Source organism: Curtobacterium sp. MCBD17_026 (genome assembly GCF_003234895.2).
Classification (GTDB): domain Bacteria; phylum Actinomycetota; class Actinomycetes; order Actinomycetales; family Microbacteriaceae; genus Curtobacterium; species Curtobacterium flaccumfaciens.
Map to the genome: position 1 here is coordinate 2,996,695 of NZ_CP126281.1, position 17,458 is coordinate 3,014,152.

The 17,458-nt window shown below is 69.3% G+C and carries 21 protein-coding genes; 16 read left to right on the forward strand and 5 right to left on the reverse strand.

Going from position 1 to position 17,458, the window contains the following annotated elements; translation table 11 throughout:
- Positions 1–40 precede the first annotated feature (40 nt).
- Entirely contained in the window at positions 41–685 is a 645-nt protein-coding gene (locus DEI85_RS14210; protein ID WP_181436278.1) for a GntR family transcriptional regulator, read from the forward strand.
- An 82-nt stretch (positions 686–767) separates the two neighbouring features.
- Here the strand turns inward: DEI85_RS14210 and DEI85_RS14215 are convergent, their stop codons facing one another.
- Together DEI85_RS14215 and DEI85_RS14220 are read right to left on the reverse strand one after the other, a co-directional pair.
- Positions 768–1,346: a TetR/AcrR family transcriptional regulator gene (locus DEI85_RS14215; RefSeq protein ID WP_111122850.1), complete on the reverse strand. Its 579-nt coding sequence runs from the start codon at positions 1,344–1,346 to the stop codon at positions 768–770.
- Positions 1,347–1,492: 146 nt separating this feature from the next.
- A complete protein-coding gene (locus DEI85_RS14220) occupies positions 1,493–1,942 on the reverse strand; it encodes a hypothetical protein (protein WP_111192192.1) in 450 nt (149 codons plus the stop codon).
- A gap of 119 nt (positions 1,943–2,061) precedes the next feature.
- Between DEI85_RS14220 and DEI85_RS14225 the strand changes: the two genes are divergently transcribed.
- The 8 genes from DEI85_RS14225 to DEI85_RS14260 all read left to right on the forward strand — a co-directional run bounded on the left by DEI85_RS14225 (position 2,062) and on the right by DEI85_RS14260 (position 7,853).
- Positions 2,062–2,262: a hypothetical protein gene (locus DEI85_RS14225; RefSeq protein ID WP_110860986.1), complete on the forward strand. Its 201-nt coding sequence runs from the start codon at positions 2,062–2,064 to the stop codon at positions 2,260–2,262.
- Positions 2,259–3,158, forward strand: a complete 900-nt coding sequence (locus DEI85_RS14230) for an ATP-binding cassette domain-containing protein (RefSeq protein ID WP_258369892.1) — start codon at positions 2,259–2,261, stop codon at positions 3,156–3,158. Before DEI85_RS14225 ends, DEI85_RS14230 begins: the two co-directional genes overlap by 4 nt.
- A gap of 185 nt (positions 3,159–3,343) precedes the next feature.
- The gene (locus DEI85_RS14235; RefSeq protein WP_146244688.1) at positions 3,344–3,880 is read left to right on the forward strand and encodes a hypothetical protein; all 537 of its coding nucleotides are present in this window, start codon (positions 3,344–3,346) and stop codon (positions 3,878–3,880) included.
- A 55-nt stretch (positions 3,881–3,935) separates the two neighbouring features.
- A complete protein-coding gene (locus DEI85_RS14240; protein WP_181435515.1) occupies positions 3,936–4,106 on the forward strand; it encodes a hypothetical protein in 171 nt (56 codons plus the stop codon).
- On the forward strand, positions 4,103–4,402 hold the full coding sequence (locus DEI85_RS14245) for a hypothetical protein (protein WP_111122849.1): 300 nt from the start codon (positions 4,103–4,105) through the stop codon (positions 4,400–4,402). Before DEI85_RS14240 ends, DEI85_RS14245 begins: the two co-directional genes overlap by 4 nt.
- A 226-nt stretch (positions 4,403–4,628) precedes the next feature.
- Positions 4,629–6,095: a DUF6421 family protein gene (locus tag DEI85_RS14250; RefSeq protein WP_111122848.1), complete on the forward strand. Its 1,467-nt coding sequence runs from the start codon at positions 4,629–4,631 to the stop codon at positions 6,093–6,095.
- The gene (locus DEI85_RS14255) at positions 6,092–6,775 is read left to right on the forward strand and encodes an SDR family NAD(P)-dependent oxidoreductase (protein ID WP_111122847.1); all 684 of its coding nucleotides are present in this window, start codon (positions 6,092–6,094) and stop codon (positions 6,773–6,775) included. The genes DEI85_RS14250 and DEI85_RS14255 overlap by 4 nt, the downstream gene beginning before the upstream one ends.
- Before the next feature lie 4 nt (positions 6,776–6,779).
- Entirely contained in the window at positions 6,780–7,853 is a 1,074-nt protein-coding gene (locus DEI85_RS14260) for a threonine aldolase family protein (RefSeq protein ID WP_110860996.1), read from the forward strand.
- A gap of 54 nt (positions 7,854–7,907) precedes the next feature.
- Here DEI85_RS14260 and DEI85_RS14265 read toward each other — a convergent pair whose 3' ends face one another.
- Entirely contained in the window at positions 7,908–9,401 is a 1,494-nt protein-coding gene (locus DEI85_RS14265) for a CitMHS family transporter (protein WP_110860998.1), read from the reverse strand.
- Positions 9,402–9,554: 153 nt separating this feature from the next.
- On the opposite strand from DEI85_RS14265, the gene DEI85_RS14270 reads away from it, so the two are divergent.
- From DEI85_RS14270 to DEI85_RS14280, 3 genes are all read left to right on the forward strand, one after another.
- Positions 9,555–11,273 carry a sensor histidine kinase gene (locus DEI85_RS14270; RefSeq protein WP_111122846.1) on the forward strand — a complete coding sequence of 573 codons (1,719 nt, stop codon included), beginning with the start codon at positions 9,555–9,557 and terminating at the stop codon, positions 11,271–11,273.
- Complete coding sequence (locus DEI85_RS14275) at positions 11,270–11,926, forward strand: response regulator (protein ID WP_111122845.1); 657 nt, start codon at positions 11,270–11,272, stop codon at positions 11,924–11,926. Before DEI85_RS14270 ends, DEI85_RS14275 begins: the two co-directional genes overlap by 4 nt.
- Before the next feature lie 115 nt (positions 11,927–12,041).
- On the forward strand, positions 12,042–12,356 hold the full coding sequence (locus DEI85_RS14280; RefSeq protein ID WP_111122844.1) for an SdpI family protein: 315 nt from the start codon (positions 12,042–12,044) through the stop codon (positions 12,354–12,356).
- A gap of 52 nt (positions 12,357–12,408) precedes the next feature.
- Here the strand turns inward: DEI85_RS14280 and DEI85_RS14285 are convergent, their stop codons facing one another.
- Positions 12,409–13,632, reverse strand: a complete 1,224-nt coding sequence (locus DEI85_RS14285; protein WP_111122843.1) for an endo-1,4-beta-xylanase — start codon at positions 13,630–13,632, stop codon at positions 12,409–12,411.
- Between the two features lie 457 nt (positions 13,633–14,089).
- On the opposite strand from DEI85_RS14285, the gene DEI85_RS14290 reads away from it, so the two are divergent.
- The 4 genes from DEI85_RS14290 (at position 14,090) to DEI85_RS14305 (ending at position 16,313) form a co-directional block, all read left to right on the forward strand.
- A complete protein-coding gene (locus tag DEI85_RS14290; protein WP_146244748.1) occupies positions 14,090–14,524 on the forward strand; it encodes a hypothetical protein in 435 nt (144 codons plus the stop codon).
- A 146-nt stretch (positions 14,525–14,670) separates the two neighbouring features.
- Positions 14,671–15,315 (forward strand): hypothetical protein, encoded by a 645-nt coding sequence (locus DEI85_RS14295; protein WP_146248956.1) that lies wholly within the window; start codon positions 14,671–14,673, stop codon positions 15,313–15,315.
- A 131-nt stretch (positions 15,316–15,446) separates the two neighbouring features.
- A complete protein-coding gene (locus DEI85_RS14300) occupies positions 15,447–15,818 on the forward strand; it encodes a hypothetical protein (RefSeq protein ID WP_111122840.1) in 372 nt (123 codons plus the stop codon).
- Positions 15,819–15,836: 18 nt separating this feature from the next.
- Positions 15,837–16,313 (forward strand): glycoside hydrolase family 20 protein, encoded by a 477-nt coding sequence (locus DEI85_RS14305; RefSeq protein WP_111090977.1) that lies wholly within the window; start codon positions 15,837–15,839, stop codon positions 16,311–16,313.
- 133 nt (positions 16,314–16,446) lie between these two features.
- Here DEI85_RS14305 and DEI85_RS14310 read toward each other — a convergent pair whose 3' ends face one another.
- Entirely contained in the window at positions 16,447–17,388 is a 942-nt protein-coding gene (locus DEI85_RS14310; RefSeq protein WP_110861016.1) for a LysR family transcriptional regulator, read from the reverse strand.
- Positions 17,389–17,458: the final 70 nt, after the last annotated feature.

The following is a 17,458-nucleotide window of genomic DNA, read 5'->3' on the forward strand; positions in this document are numbered from 1 at the left end:
CACGCCCTTCACAAACGCCACCCGTGCCAGGATCGGTGCCATGACCCGAACCGTCGGCGGCGCTGACTCCACGGCCACGCGGTTGCGCACGATGATCGCGTCGGGTGGGTTCTCCCCCGGGGCGCAGCTGTCCGAGGAACGGTTGAGCGACCAGCTCGGGGTGTCACGGAACACCCTGCGCGAGGCCTTCCGACTGCTCGCCCGCGACCGCCTTGTCGAGCACGTGTTCAACCGCGGGGTGTTCGTCCGACGACTCTCCGCTGCCGACGTCGCCGATCTCTACGCGGCTCGGCGGGTGCTCGAGGAGGCGGCCGTCCGTGCCTGCACCCCCGACGCACCGGCACTCGCCGAGGCCGCCGCAGCGGTCGCCGACGCCCGGGCAGCAGCGTCCGCGGGCGACTGGGGCGCGGTCGGCACCGCCGACATCCGCTTCCACGCCGAGCTCGTGCGCGCGGTGCCGAGCGAACGGATCCACGCCCTGATGGACGGGCTGCTCGCCGAGATGCGACTCGCCTTCCTGACCGCCGACGACCCGGCGTCGTTCCACGCCGACTTCGTCGACCGGAACGACGCGATCGTGTCCGCGTTGCGCGGTGGCGACCAGGACGCCGCCTCGGCGCTGCTCGCCGACTACCTCGACGATGCGGAGCGGACGCTGCGGGTCGCCGCCGGCGCAGCCGACTGAGGGACGGCCAGGAGGCCCGGCGCGGCTCCGTCCCGCACGCTCGGTCCGAGCACGCTCACGCTGGTCCCTGCGGTCCCCTCGGTCAGGACTTCCCGCCGACCAGCGCCGTGACCGCGTCGACCACGACCTGGCGACGCCGTGGCGGCGTCACGGCCTGCACCAGCGGCTCGTACTCCGGAGCGGTCGCGCTCCAGAACGCGGCGGTGTGCAGGACGAGTCCGAGCAGCACCGCCGGCCGGAACGCCCGCGGCAGGACCCCGGCACGCTGGGCGTGCTCGACCTCGGCCACCGCGTCGGCGTAGCTCGTCGCGACGGATTCGAGCGGGACGTCGGCGCGCTCGAGCCGGTGCCACGTCGCGAGCCGCTGTGCCCAGGGGCGACGGACGTACGAGTCGTGCACCCGGCCGGCCCAGGCGGCGAGGTCGGCGGTGTCGAGCGGTGCCTCGGCGAACGTCTCGGTCACGGTGTCGGCGACGAGCGCGTCGAAGAGCCCCTCCTTGCTGCCGAAGTAGTGGAAGACCTGTGCCTTGTTGCTCGACGCTGCGGCACCGATCCGTTCGACCCTGCCGGCGGCCAGTCCGACCGCGGCGAACTCGTCCCGCGCGGCGAGCAGGAGCCGGGCGCGCATCGCGTCGGCGGCTGGGGGCGTGAATCGGGCCATGGCCACCACCGTACCGATCGATGAGCGCGTTCGTAATATTTCAAGACTTCGCACATCAGCGGTTGAAACGTTGGTAGCGTGCTGCCCGTACAGCCTGCCGGTCGACCAGGACCGGCACGTACGGATCGCGAAGGAGCAATCATGTATCAGCGCAAGCGGCGGAGCTGGGCAGCGTCGACAGGAGTCGTAGCCTGCGTCACGGCAGCAGCTGTCCTCGGCACATCCGTGCCCGCGACGGCTGCGGTGGCCCCGGCATCGACGCCGGTCTCCGCGTCGAGCAGCGCACCGACCCACGGCCCGACAACCACTCGCAGCGCGGCCGCGACCGGTGCCCCCGCTTGGGCGCGGCCCCTCTCCAACACCGCAGCACCGGCGGGGTCATCCGATCGTGTCGGCGAGACCGAGCGGAGCTGGATATCGCTCATCCGCACTGCGATCAATGCGTTGAAGAAGGTCCCCGCGCTGTGGAAGAAGCTTTCGGACGGTGTCAAGAAGTCGTTCGCAACCTTCCAGCGCACTGCGTGGCCCGCAATCAAGGCTGCCGTAGGGACGGTCAGCACGCTCATCACGGCCTGGGACATCTGGAAGTACTTCAACTGACCCAGCTTTGAAGGGGTGGTGGCTGCACCACCCCTTCGAAGCCCCAACGTAAGGAGGGGTTGTGGCTGCAAGGAAATCTCGTATACGACCACTGCTCAGCGCTGGACTCGCAGCGATGGCCGTCCTGCTCGGGGCCACCTGTGTCGTCCTCGTTGCCGCCGGGTGGCCGCTCTCGGTGGCGGCCGGAGCGGCCGGCCTCAGCGCAGCGGGCTTTGCTGGCATCGTCGAACCGAGGAGCAAGGTGGCACCCGCCGCCTTCTTGGTCTGCGTCGGAGCGATCGGGGCAGCACTTCTGCTCGATCAGCTGATGTCGTGACCGATCCGATCGAACTCCGTCGGGTCGGTAAGACCTACGGCAAACGCATCGCGCTCGATGACGTCTCCTTCTCCTGTCCCGAGGGGACGATCACAGCGTTCTGTGGGCCGAACGGCGCCGGCAAGTCCACCGCCTTGAAGATCCTCACCGGAATCACCCGAGCCGATGTCGGAGCCGCGTTCGTGAACGGGCAGGAACTCCAACAGCTCTCCGATCCGGCCCGCTTCCTCGGTTGCCTGCTGGACGCGTCAGCCTTCCACCCAGGTCGATCCGTCCGCGAAACTCTTCGGCTCACAGCTTTCACGATCGGCGAGCCCTTCCAAAGGGTCGATCAGTGTCTCGAGATGGTTGGCCTGTCAGAGGTTGCCGCCCGACGAGTCGGGAAACTCTCCCTTGGCATGCGTCAGCGACTCGGTTTGGCGCACGCGCTACTCGGGCACCCACGTGCCCTCGTGCTGGACGAACCGTCCAACGGCCTGGATCCCGAAGGAATGCGTTGGCTCGACAACCTGCTGCTCCACTTCGCGGAGCAGGGAGGAACAGTCCTCGTCTCCACTCATCAACTCGCGGCAGTGGAACGGACCGCCGACCGCCTGGTGGTGATCTCCCGCGGACGGATCGTGGATGAAACCCGACTCGATGATCTTCGGACACAAGCCGGACGCACCTTCGTCGTCGCTGAAGATCTTCCGCGCTTTGAGGAGGCACTCCGACGCGTCGGCAGCCATCCCTTCCCCACGGGAGCAGGCTTGCTCGTGGACCTTGCACCAGAGGAGGTCGGTCGTGCTGCGCGGGATGCACGAATCGCGCTCCTCGAGCTCAGGAGCGAGAACATCCGGCTCGACGCGTACCTGGCATCCCTCACCGCCACGGAGTACGAGGGGAGGATGGTGTGATCCGTTTGGTGCTCGTCGAGATGCGACGCGCTCTCGACACACGCGGTCCCCGATGGGCATTCGCAGTCGCAGCTGTCAGCGGAGTGGTGCTGTCCTTCCTTATCGGGTGGGAAACGAAGACGTTCGTCGCTTTCGTGGCGGGACTCAGCGTGGCTCTTCCCCTGCTCATGGGTCTCCTGGCTGTCATGGCGTTCACGGCCGAATGGACCACGCGTGCGGCGTTGACGACGTTCTCGATCACGCCACGACGCCAGCGGATCCTCGGCGCCCGCTACGTCGCGGTCTTGATCCTCGGCGTCTCGACGCTCGTCGTCATCCATCTCCTCGCTGCCGTGGTCTTTGCCGTCACACGGCCCACCTCAGCCGCTTCTGTCTTCGACATCGCGGTACTCCGGCAGTTCTGGGAGATGCTCGCGACGACGATCGCCGCGACGCTCACCGCGACGGCTGTGGCGGGCCTGGTGCTACGAACAGCGCCCGCACTCGTCATCGCTGTGTTCGGTCCGTTGTTCCTCACGATCGGCCTCGCGTTCACACCAGCCCTCCTCAACTGGCTGAATCCATACGCCTTCGCGTCGTGGCTCGCGGCGCCTGGTCTTGACTGGACGATCGCCTCGGAAACCCGCGTCGGCGTCGGCCCCGCAATGACGTCGTTCGTCGTTTGGACCGCGATTCCACTCGCGCTCGGGTGGTTCCGACAGCTCCGCGCAGAACCGCGGTGATGCATCTCTCGGCGGCCCACACCGGGCCAACACCCAGGAAAAGAGACTGAAAGAAGTGAGGATCAAGCGTTTGATCAACTCGCTCGGCGGCGTCACGAAGGCAGTCCGGATCATGTGGGGCGCGTCCTTCAGCTGGGAGAAGATCCGGGCCCTCGGCGGGGCTGCGGCTGCGCTGGGGGCTGAGCTCCTCGGCATCGCGGCAGTGAAGCGAGGGTGCTTCCGATGAGGCGCCGGGCGCCGGCCTTCATCGTGCTCTTCGGGATCGTGTCGACGGTCGGCGCCTGGCTCTCGCTCGATCTGCTCTACGCGTGTTTGGCAGCGCTCGCGACGATCACCTACGCCGCCTTCGCTCCGAGCATCGTCGGGAGTACGCCGATCCCCCCGGGGTCAGCACCAGACCCGGCACAGGTCCGGAGCTGGCGTGAGACCCATCCGGACTCGACGGTGAGCGAAGCGATCGATGCCGTCACCAAGCGTGAGCACATCGACTCGGCGACCCGTGGGGACATCGACTCCGGGTGAACCGCCCAGCGCCGCTGACTCCGACCTCGCTGACCGCCCACGCACGACTGGCGACGGTTCCGTGTGCGCAGCAGTCGGATCCACGCGCGAGCATCGTGACGACGCACGATTCCACCGGAGATGGGCAACTTTGCGTCCCCCGAACTTCCCTAGGCTCGAGACGATCCGGTAACGCGCACCACTCGTCCGCAGATCCGCGGCCGACCCCAATGACGGGAGGTTCGACATGTCCCAGTTCGTCCAGAAGATCTCGCAGGACGCCATCGTCGGAGAGCCCGAGGTCGTCGAGGACCACCTGTCGGTGCGCGAGATCGCCGCCCACCCCGCCTGGCTCCGGCTCAAGCGTGCAGTCGTCGGCCTGCAGGCCCTGCAGACGCGGGACGGCTCCGTCCCCGAACCGTCGGACCATGCCGCTGCCGCCGGTCACGTCGCGGTGATCGTGCCGGCCGTCGCCGAGCTGGCGCCGCACTTCCCGCACGACGCCGCGTTCCTGCAGGTGCTGCAGCACGACTTCGCTCGCTGGCAGGAGCAGGGCTTCGGGATCCCCGACTTCCTCGACTCCCTCACCGCGTTCCAGCCGCAGCAGCACCGCGTCGACGGGCTCGGCCACCTCGTCGTGTTCCCGATGGTCACGCAGAACGGCAGCACCTCGCGGTTCGTCGAGGCGGTCCTGGTCGAGGTCATCTGGCCGGAGTTCATCGCCGAGCTCGAGGCCGGCGACCACGGCAACGCGTTGTTCGTCGCGCTGCGGTTCGTCGACTTCACCCCGGGGTACGACACGAACTCGGCGGTGCTGTTCCCCGAGACCGTCGCGATGCGCTCGATCCCCGCGTTCACGTGGGGCGCGATCTTCCAGGACCGCGAGGCCGCCCGCTACCGCCGGGTCGTCCGTGCCGCCGCCGACGTCACCAAGCTCGAGCTGCCGGCCGAGGCCGCTGCGATGCTCGACGACCAGCAGCTGACCGAGCGGGTCTTCGTGATGTGGGACATCATCCACGACCGCTCGCACATGCGCGGGGACCTGCCCTTCGACCCGTTCATGATCAAGCAGCGGATGCCGTTCTTCCTCTACTCGCTCGAGGAGCTCCGCTGCGACCTGACCGCGTTCCGCGAGTCCGTGCGTCTGGAACGCGAGCTGTCCGCCGGACCCGACGCGGGCCTCCAGGATGCGCAGCGCGCCATCCGCGACCACGCGCGCCTGGTGCAGTACGCGGTCGTCTTCGACCGCATCTTCCGCTTCGCGATCACCGGCAGCCGCGTCCGCAACTACGACGGACTCGGCGGCCAGCTGCTGTTCGCCTGGATGCACCAGCACGGCGTCCTGCACTGGACGGACACGCAGCTGACGATCGACTGGCCCGAGGTACCGGACGTGATCATCACCCTGAGTGACGAGATCAACGAGCTCTACCGACGCTCCATCGACCGGCCGAAGTCGGCGCACTGGCTTGCCGCGTACGAGATGCTGACACGCACGCTCACGCCGCACCCGGCGTCGAAGTGGGCGCGTGGCCTGCCCGAGGAGACGCTCGCCGGACCGCCGCGCGGTTACACCGACGCGGTGCTCGACGACGAGTTCCCGCTGTCGATGTTCTACGAGGCCCTCGACAAGAAGATGGCGACCGTCATCGCGTCCACGGCCGGCATCACCGGCACCACGGACGCCGAGCTCGTCGGCGAGGCCGCCGCGTGACCGACGCCTCGGTGGCCGGTCGCCTGGTACTGATCGCCGGTGCGACCAGTGCCAGCGGCGCGGCCGTCGCGCGCGCACTCACCGCCGCCGGTGCGGCCGTCGTCGCGGTCGGCACCAGACCCGACGCCCTGGAGGCCCTGCGTGCGTCCGTCCCGGGCGTCACGACCCGCACGTGCGACCTGTCGGACCTCGGTGCGGTCAGCGCGTTGGCCGACGACGTCCACGCGGACGTCGGCCGCGTCGACGGACTGGTCCACCTGGTCGGCGGGTGGCGCGGCGGTGGCAGCATCGTCGGTCAGTCCGACGCGGACTGGGACTTCTTCGACCGTGCCTTCCGGACCCTGCGGAACACGACCCGTGTGTTCCACGACGACCTGGTGGCGTCCCCTGCCGGACGGCTCGCGTTCGTGTCGTCCACCGCGGTCGACTCCCCCACCGCCGGCGCCGCGAACTACGCGGCGGCGAAGGCCGCGTCCGACGCCTGGGTCCGTGCCGTCGCGCAGGGGTTCCGGAAGGAGGCGCCGGAGACCGCGGCGGCCGCCGTGTTCGTCGTCGGCGCGCTGTCCGGCCTCGAAGCGCAGCTCGGCGCCGAGGTCGTCCGGCTCTGGGACACCCCACCGGCCGGCGTCAACGGCGCCCGCATCCCGCTCACGGCGCCCGATCCCTCGAACCTAGGATGAACGAGTGACCCTCCGACTGCACGACCTGGACCTGCGGGGCTTCGCCTCGGACAACTACGCCGGCGTCCACCCCGAGATCCTCTCCGCCATCGCCGCGGCCAACGACGGCCACCAGATCGCCTACGGCGAGGACGTCTACACGGCACGTCTCAACGAGGTGATCCGGGACCACTTCGGGTCGCAGGCCGAGGCGTTCCCGGTGTTCAACGGCACCGGCGCGAACGTCGTCGGCCTGCAGTCGATGCTGCCGCGGTGGGGAGCGGTCGTGTGCACCGCGACCGCGCACATCCACACCGACGAAGCCGGAGCGCCCGAGCGCGTCGCCGGCATCAAGCTGCTGCCGGTCGAGGCACCCGACGGCAAGCTCACCCCCGAACTCATCGACCGCGAGGCCTGGGGCTGGGGCGACGAGCACCGCGCCCAGCCGCTCGTCGTGTCGATCACGCAGACCACCGAACTCGGCACCGCCTACACGGTGGACGAGGTGCGGACGATCGCTGACCACGTCCACTCGCTCGGCATGAAGCTGCACATGGACGGCGCCCGAATCTCCAACGCTGCAGCATCCCTCGGGGTGCCCCTGCGCGACTTCACCACCGACGCCGGTGTCGACGTGCTGAGCTTCGGCGGCACGAAGAACGGCATGCTCTACGGCGAGGCGATCGTCGTGCTGAACCCCTCGGCGTCGGAGGGGTTGCACTACCTGCGCAAGATGAACATGCAGCTCTCGTCGAAGATGCGGTTCGTCTCCGCGCAGCTCATCGCCCTGCTCAGCGACGACCTGTACCTGCGCTCCGCCGGGCACGCCAACGCCATGGCCGCCCGACTGCGCGGTGCACTCGAGGCCGGCATCGCCGACGGCAGCATCCGGGGTGTCGGCTTCAGCCAGCAGACCCAGGCGAACGGCGTGTTCGCGACCCTGCCCGCCGGGGTGGCCGAGCGGCTGCGGAAGCACTTCCGGTTCTACGACTGGGACGCCAGCCGCAACGAGGTGCGGTGGATGTGCGCGTACGACACCTCGGAGCAGGACATCGACGACTTCGTCGCTGCTCTGACGCGGGAGCTCGACGCCGCCTGAGCCGCCCGGCCCGGTGCCGGCCCGGCGCGCGCCGGACCGGCACCGTCCGCCGGCTCATCCGAACGGGATGACCCGCACCACGATCGCCACCACGAGCATCGCCATGGCCACCACGGCGGCCCGCCACAGCACCTTCTTGTGGTGGTCGCCGAGGTTCACGTTCGCCAGCGACACCAGCAGCAGGATCGCGGGGACGAGCGGGCTCTGCATGTGCACCGGCTGCCCGACCACCGAGGCCCGCGCCATCTCGGCCGGCGTGATCCCGTACGCCGCGGCGCTCTCGGACAGCACCGGCAGGATCCCGAAGTAGAACGCGTCGTTGCTCATGAAGAACGTCAGCGGCATGCTCAGCACACCGGTGATGCCCGCCAGGTACGGGCCCATCGAGTCCGGGATCACCGCGACGAGCCAGTCGGCCATCGCCGCGACCATCCCGGTGCCGTCGAGCACCCCGATCAGCACCCCGGCGGCGAACACCATCGACACGACACCGACGATGCTCGGGGCGTGCGCGACGATCTGCGCGGTCTGCTGCTTGAGCTGCGGGAAGTTCACGAGCAGGGCGATCGCCGTGCCGATCATGAACACGAAGTGCAGCGGCAGGAGCCCCAGCACGAGCGCCACCATCACGGCGACGGTCAGCGCCAGGTTGAACCAGATGCGCTTCGGCCGCAGCGTCGGACGGTTCGGGTCGAGCATCGTCTCGGCCATGGTGCCGGTGCCCGTGCTCTCGTCCCCCGACCCGACGGCGTCCACGCCATCGCCGTCCGCACGCCGACCGTCGGCCTTGCCGCCGCGCAGTCCGAGCGCCACCGTGGGGCTGGTGAACATCCCGCCGCCGGTCCCGCCGACCGCCGCGAGCACCCGTGACCCCGCTCGGGCGTTCGCCCGCTCCGGCACCCGTGCGCCCCGTGTGGCCTCGGTGAACTCGATCAGCCCGAGGCGCTTGCGCTCCCGCAGGCCCATCGTCCACGCGAACGTGAAGCACAGCAGCAGCCCCACCACGAGCGACGGCACGAGGGGCACGAAGATGTCCGTCGGGTCGATCTTCAGCGCGGCGGCGGCACGGGCGGTGGGACCGCCCCACGGCACGATGTTGAGCGTGCCGTTCGTCAGCCCGGCCACACACGTCATCACGACCGGGCTCATGCCGAGCTTCAGGTAGATCGGCAGCATCGCCGCCGTGACCACGATGAACGTCGTCGAGCCGTCTCCGTCGAGCGACACTGCGCCGGCCAGCAGGGCCGTCCCGAGCACGATCTTCGCCGGGTCGTTGCCGGTCACCCGCAGGATGAACCTGACGAGCGGGTCGAACAGGCCGACGTCGATCATCAGCCCGAAGTACATGATCGCGAACATCAGGAGTGCGGCCGTCGGTGCCAGCGTGCCGATCGCCTCGGTCACCATGTCGCCGAGTCCCAGACCCGCCCCCGCGAACAGTCCGAACACGGTCGGCACGATGATCAGCGCGAGCATGGGCGACATGCGCTTGGTCATGATCAGGACCATGAAGGTCAGGACCATCGCGTACCCGAGGATGACGAGCATCAGGACTCCTTCGTCCGTGTCTGGCAGTCCGGGCACGCTACGACCCGGCCTGGAGGCGCGGCGCTCTTCTGCACATTGGCGCACCATCGCGCGTTGACCGCTTTCTGCGCATTGTGCGCAGGCACGTCCGCTCGCCCTCCGTACGCTGGGGTCGTGACCGACGACCGTTCACGGCGCCCCAGGCTCCGCTTCGCCACCGAGGTGCTCGTGCTGCAGCTCGCCGTGGTCGTCGCCGTCGTCGCCCTGACCAGCGCCGTGTTCGTCCGGATCGAGGTCACCCGGCTCGAGCGCGCTGCCGAGGGGACCGCCCTCGCGATCGCACAGAGCGTCGCCGCGCAGTCCGACGTCCGGGCCGCGGTCGCCCGGCTGAGCGTCGACGGCACCGACCTCGACCCCGCGGTCCTCGCCGACGGACCCGTCCAGCGTGCGGCCGTCGCGGCCCAGCGCCGGACCGGGGCACTCTTCGTCGTGGTCACCGACGACCGGGGCATCCGGTTGGCCCACCCCGACGTCGACCGGATCGGCGAGATGGTGAGCACCTCCCCCGACGCCGCACTCGCCGGTCGCGAGACCGTGTCCTGGGCGCGCGGCACGCTCGGTGAGTCGGCGCGGGCGAAGGTGCCCGTCTCCGCGCCCGCAGCCGGCGGGGCGGAGGCGAGGCGGGCCTCCCGGCAGTCCCCCGTCGTCGGCGAGGTGAGCGTCGGGTTCAACCGGGCACGCGTCTACGACACCCTGGTCGAGGACAGCATGCCGGTGGTCGGTGCCGGGCTGGCGGCGGTCCTGCTCGCGGTGATCGCCTCGGTGCTGATCCGGCGGCGGCTGGTGCGGCTGACGCTCGGGCTGCAACCGGAGGAGCTCGTGACGCTCGTGCAGAACCAGCAGGCCGTGCTCGGCGGCGTCGGTGAAGGGGTCATCGCGATCGGGCCATCGGGGGTCGTCACCGTCTGCAACCCCGAAGCCCTGCAGCTGCTCGGGCTGGTGGACCCGATCGGTCGACCCGTGACGTCGCTCGACCTGCCCGCACCGCTCGGGTCGATGCTCGCCGCGTCCCCCGCGGCTCCGGCCGCTTCGGCGAGCGCCACGATCGTCGCCGGGCACCGGGTGCTGCTCGTCGACGTCCGCACCGTGTTCCGGGACGGACGCGACCTGGGCCGGGTCGCGGTCCTGCGCGACCGCACCGACGTCGAGGCCCTGACCCGGCGGCTCGACGCCGTCGGGGCGATGAGCACGGCGCTCCGCGCGCAGCGCCACGAGTTCGCGAACCGGCTGCACGCGATCTCGGGCCTGCTCGACATCGGCCAGACCGCGCGAGCGCGGGCGTACCTGGCGGACGTGCAGGAGCGCGGGCCGCTGCGCTACCCGGTGCAGCACGCCGACCGGTTGACCGAGCCGTACCTGCAGGCGTTCCTCGGGGCGAAGGGCGTCGAGGCCGCGGAGCGGGGCGTGCTGCTGCGGATCGGGGCGGAGACGCTCGTGCAGGGGACGATCACCGAACCGGGCGACGTGACGACCGTGCTCGGCAACCTGGTGGACAACGCGGTGTCGGCGGCCCTCGACGGGGACGAGCGGTCGCGGGACGGCGGATCCCCGTGGGTGGAGGTCGAGGTGCTCGACGACGGCACGACCCTGCACCTGTCGGTGATGGACTCCGGGCCGGGGGTACCGGCCGACGCCGCGGACTCGTTGTTCGTCCGCGGGCCGGCGGCTGCTCCTGCGTCGGAGGACGTCTCGCAGGTGCACGGGCTCGGGATCGGACTGCCGTTGTCGCGGGAGATCGCCCGGCGGCACGGCGGTGACGTGTGGCTCGCCTCCCCCGGCGGTGACGACCACGGCGCGGTCTTCTGCGCCCGACTGGAAGGAGTGGTGTCGTGAGTTCCGTCTTCACCGTGCTGGTGGTCGACGACGACTTCCACGTCGCCGACCTGCACCGGCGGCAGGTCGACGAGGTACCGGGGTTCCGGGCACTCGAACCCGTCGGGACCCTCGCAGCCGCCCGCGCCGCGCTGTCGAGCGGGACCGTGGACCTGGTGCTCGTCGACGTGTACCTGCCCGACGGCAGCGGCCTCGACCTGCTGCGGTCGATCGACACCGACGCCTTCGTGCTGAGCGCCGCCTCGGACTCCGGCACCGTGCGTCGGGCGATGCGCAGCGGGGCGCTCGCCTACCTGATCAAACCGTTCACGGCCGGGGTGCTGGCCGAGCGGCTGCAGGCGTACGCACGGTCGCGGAACGTGCTCGACGAGCGGTCGACCCTCGACCAGGAGGCCGTCGAGCGGGCGTTCCGGATCCTGCACGCCGGCGACAGCGGTGGAGCGTCGCCGTCCCGGGCGGCCACCGCGGCGCTGGTGCTCGAGCAGCTCGTCGCTGGTGAGGAACGATCCGCCGCCGAGGTGGCTGCGGCGATCGGGGTGTCACGAGCGACGGCGCAGCGGTACCTGGCGCAGCTCACGGCGGACGGGACCGTGGCGATGCAGTTGCGGTACGGGGCTGCGGGACGGCCGGAGCACCGGTACGTGCGGCGGTAGTGGACTCCGCTGCCGCTTGCGTATTTCACCGGATACCGGCAGGTTTGGACTGACGCGCTCCGAGCTCAGGCTCACTGCACACGCGAGCGCGACGACCAACTCAGAAGGAGACCACGTGATCGCGATCGAGATGGCCGCCGCCGTCCTGACCATCGTCTTCGTCGCACTGCCGGCGCGGGGCATCATCGGCCGGAACGGGCTCGTGGGCATCCGCACCCGGGCGACCATGCGGAGCGACGAGAGCTGGGTCCTCGGCCACGGAGCAGCGATCGTCCCGACGAGCATCGCCGGCGGCGCGGCGGTGGTCGTGAGCCTGGTCTCCATCGCACTCGGACGCGCCGACGACGTTCCCGCGTTCGTCGCGTGCGCCGCGATCCTCGTCGGTGGAGCCCTCTGGGGCGTGGTGGCGGCAGGACGCGCGACCAGGTGACGGGCTGGAGGCGCGGGGCGGGGCCGCACCGGGCCTCCAGGCCGTCAGATGGTCACGCGACGATCTGCACCTGCGTGGGCACGTCGGTGACGGCGAACGCCGTGGACGTGCCACGCGCGTCGACGCGGTAGTCGCCGCGGAAACCCCGGATCTGCACCCGACCGCGGTCGTCGGTCCGCAGCACCGTCGGACCGAGCCACCACTCCTCCTTGACCAGGTGGCGGAGCGCGTCGTACGACGGCTTCGGGGTGCCGTCGGCGCGGACGAGTCCGATCGGGGCGCCGAGCCAGGCGCCGGCGTCGGTGATGCCCCAGTAGGTGATCGCCTCGACGGAAGGGTGCCCCACGAGACTCCGGTAGTGCCGTTCGACATCGTCGGCCTGGCGCGCCTCGCCCTCGGGCGTCGACGGCCACGAGGCCACCTGGTGGTCGTTGAGGTCGACGATGTGCGCGGGCATGAGGTCACCGGAGACGAGCGAGGTCTCGGTCAGGTGCAGCGGCAGGCCGTAGCGGGCGAACCGGTCGACCATCGCGAGCATCGTGTCCTCACCCCAGTAGCCCTGGTGCATGTGGGTCTGCAACCCGATGGCGTCGATCTGCACACCGGCCTCCAGCACGCCCTCGATCAGGCACTCGTACGCGCTCGACAGGTCGAAGTCGTTGAGCAGCAGGGTGGCGTGCGGGTTGGCGGCGCGGGCCTCGTCGAAGGCCATCCGGATCATCGGGATGCGGCCCTTCGCCCGGGCGAGCGGGGTGATGGCGTTGTCGCCGTTGTCGAACACCGGCATGATGACGACCTCGTTGATGGCATCCCAGGTGTCGATCGCGCCGGCGAAGGAGGAGACCTCGCGGCGGATGCGCTCGCGTTGGAGCTGCTCGACCTCGTCCAGCGGGAGCCCCAGCAGCCAATCGGGCTGCACGGTGTGCCAGACGAGCGGGTGACCCTTGAGGGCGATGCCCCGGTCGCGGAACCACTGCGCCGTCGTCAGGAGCCTGGCGGTGTCCGGGGCTCCGCGCTCGGGCTCGAAGCGGCCCCAGTAGAACGGGAGCGTCGCGGTGTTGAAGACGTCGGTGTAGAGGTCGGCGAGGTGCTCGGTGCCTGCTTCGCCGGTTGCTTCGCCATTGGCGAGTCCGATGAAGTCGAAGCCGATGTTGCCGAAGGCGAAGGCGTGGCGGGTCTGCTCGACCGTGATGTCGGCATCGGGGATCGGATTGCCTTCGACATCGACGATCGTCAGGGTCGTCTGACCGAAGCGGTGCTCTGTTGCGTGCGTCATCGCGCGTCCTCCGACATCGTCGTCCCGGATTTGTTGTGCGCGCAAACATAGCAGCGGAAGCTGGCGGCGTCACGCCGTAGATTGAGGGTGTGAACTCGCAGAAGCATCGCGCTCGACGCATCACGAGGTGGACGCCGGCGCTCGTCTGCGTGTTCGGAGCCACGCTTGCGCGGGTCGTTGGCCGGATGCTCCTTGGCCAAGGGGCAGACTCACCAGGGCCCGGACTTCGGATGCTGACCACAGGGGCGATGACCAGGGCTGACGGAATCCCGTGATCGATCCGGAGCGTGCAGACTCACCCTTCTTCCGGGCCCCCGACGGCCGCGTGCACGTCGACCGCGACGGCCCCGCTGCCGACACCGCGTCTCGGTGGCGCCGACTCCACGACCCCGCTGGCGTGCGCCGTCAGGCCCGGCTCGCAACAGCGTCCGCCTTGGCGGCCTTCGCGATTGGGTACATGGCAGGCGGCGCGTTCGGCTTCGTGGTCGCGCCGCCGCTGCTGCCCGGAGACGAGCCAATCATTGCCCGACTCACCGGCGTGGTCCTCGGTGGAGGCGTCGTCGCCGTTCCCGCGATGCTCTTCGCCTTCTTCCGCAGCGCCGCCCCCGACCGTCGAGTGATCCCAGTACCGGACGAGGTGCTGCAGCATGCGCCGCCGACTGCGTCGAGTTCCGACATCTGGCGGTGGTCCGTAGCGGTCGGTGACGAGGCAGCGGAGCGCCGGACGATCGGGTACGAGACGAACGTCGAGCGCCCGACGGACGTCGCTCGTGCGGATCGCGCGACCGCTCGGTACGGCGAGGTGTACTGCGCGTACCTCACGGCTGCTGCCGAGCTCGGGTTGCGGCCGAGGGAGCCTGCCATCGACCTGCCGCCCGCTTCTTCCGACTGACCACACGGACAGCGTGCCCTTCGCGCAGGACACGGTCATCTCGAACATGCAGCAGCCGGAGGATTGCGCACGAGCTGTGGTCGAGCGGAGGTCCGTTGATGAGCCCCTGATCAGCTGGTCGAGCCGCTCCCCGTCATCTCTCCGTAATGGCCGTCGGCACATTGCGATTCAGCGTCGATGCTGTAGCCACCCACTGTGGAAGCGAGGAAGTCGATCGTCTCGATCGGACCACCGCGGCCCCGGACCCCGAGATCAGGATCGTCGCCGCCGCTCCGATACCGCTCGGTCGTCATGCCGAGGCTCTTCCACAGCGCCTCGACTTTCCGGAGATCGTCCCTCGGGTCGGCCGCGCCCTCGCGCTGCTTCACGTACACCCAAGTGACTCCACCACTGTCGTCCGCACGCCCCGAGCCGTCAGATCCGGGGCACAGGCCGACTCGCGGGCCACGGGTCAAGCCCAGAACATCTGGGCCATCGAGCCCGGCCGCGGCGACCGCTGGGCACAGACCGGCAGACTGAGTCCGACGCACGGTCAAGATCCCAACGCTCCTGCATTCGGCGCGACCGCGTTCGGCACCGACGGCGTTCCGGGAGATGGCAAGAAGCACTCCGTGGATGATCACAACGTCCTCACGGACGATCACCGCGGCTACCTCGATACCGACACGGAATCGCTGTACAACATTGGTCAGGCCACCACGGGGCATCCCGAGGCAATGACCCGTCACGAGCCCAAAGGAATGACGTGGTACGAGAAGAGCGTGCTCGAGCAGATGCAGGGGCAACCGTGACGACGAGGCGCTCCCAGCGCAACAGGTCGATCGCTATCGCGATGACCCTTGGGTGCTCCGTGCTTTTCCTGTCCAGCTGCAGCAATGATCCTGGAGAACCCGGCATGCAACCATCAGAAGCGAAGCAATCCGTGGTCGACTTCGTCGAAGATTCCTCCACGGCAGCAGGCGGGACTTGGGAGCACGTGAGCGGTCCAGGCGTTCGAGAGTGTGAGCAGCAGGGTGGCGCGACAGGGACCGCCTTCGTGTACGTCATCAAGCGCGCGGACACCGCGGGGGCCGATGCGGACAGCGACATACGGTTGGTGAGCAAGCACTGGCAGGACCTTGGCATCGAGGTCGAGGAGTACCAGAGCGGAGGCGCCTATCCGGTGCCCGGAGTTCGTGGTCGAGGCGGTCCGGTGACTTCGGTGAGCTTCAACGCCTATCCCGGCAATTATCAGATTTCTGCCACTTCGAAGTGCTCCGACGGTATGCCGGACAAGCTGCGGTTGGAGAACTGACCCAGAACGGGATCAGAGGTGCAGCGGACCTTCCCCTCCAGCCGCACCGTGCACATCGGCGGTGATGAATGGGGCGACGACGTCACCGCCGCCCAACGCGTCGCCTGGATGAACGCGATGGCGGTCACGCTCGGCAACCGCGAAGTCCGGGCCTGGAACGACGGGATCGATCGGGTTGCGGTCGGGCGACTCGATCCGCGCATCCACGTCACGTACTGGAGCTTCGACGGCGACACCGAGGACGCAGCGGAGCGGCGCGAACGCCGAGCGCGGCGGGCGAGTGCGGTCGACCTGCAGCAGGCCGGGATCGACCTGCTCAACTACGACTCGTACTACCTCTACGAGGTGCCGACCGACCTCGACCCGGCGGACAGCGAGTACACGTCGCCGATCTCCGCGAGAACTGGTCACTCCGGGCTTGGGACAGCGACTCCGGTTCGCTTCTCGCGGCTCCGATGTCGGGCGCCGTCGTCGCGATCTGGGGTGAGGACCTGAAGGATTCACCTGCTGACGCGCTCCTGTGGTGGAGCGCGCCGCACGTGACGGCGATGCTCGGGACCGCAGCCTCCCGACGGACGCATGTCGCGCCTCCAGGCCGATCGCTGGAACCGCCGGACCCGCCGCCTGCCTACCCGAGCGGCTCGACGCCATAGCTGGTGACCACCGCACGCAACTCGTCCAGGTACGTCTGCGCCTGCACGGTGAGGGGAACCGAGGCGTGGGCGATCCAGCCGATCTCGATGCGCTCGTCGACGTCGAGGGGGATGGCGACGATCTCGGGGTCGAGGTCGTCGCTGATGAGCCCGGTCGAGATCGTGTAGCCACCCAGGCCGATCATGAGGTTGAAGATCGTCGCCCGGTCCGAGACACGGATCTCCCGCTTGCTCGACATCGTCGACAGGATCTCCTCCGCCAGGTAGAAGGAGTTGTTCGCACCCTGGTCGAAGGTGAGCCGAGGCAGGTCGGCGAGGTCCTCGAGGGTCGCACGCTCCCGCGACGCGAGCGGGTTCCGCTTGGCCACGAAGATGTGCGGCTGTGCGACGAACAGCGGTGTGAACACGACACCGGCGTCGCGCAGCAACTTGCCGAGCACCTGCTTGTTGAAGTCGTTGCGGTAGAGGATGCCCACCTCACTGCGCAGGGTGCGGACGTCCTCGATGATGTCCCAGGTGCGCGTCTCGCGCAGCGAGAACTCGTACTCGTCCGCAGCCGCGGCCTCGACCATCCGGACGAAGGCCTCCACCGCGAACGAGTAGTGCTGGGCGGACACCCCGAGCAGCCGACGCGACCGCTGGCCGCCGACGTACCGCTGCTCGAGCAGGGAGACCTGCTCGACGACCTGTCGGGCGTACCCGAGGAACTCGACGCCGTCGACGGTGAGCACGACGCCCCTGGCCGATCGGGTGAAGAGCGGGCGCCCGATCCGCGTCTCGAGGTCCTTCATCGCCGCGGACATCGTCGGCTGCGACACGTAGAGCAGATCGGCCGCTGCGCTGATCGAGCCCTCCGTCGCCACCTCGATGAAGTACCGGAGCTGCTGCAGGGTGATGTCGTTCGAGACCCGGGCCATAGGACGAGGCTATACCCGTGCATAGCGTCTCGGTATTACCTGATGGCTCAACATTCCCGCATGATCGATT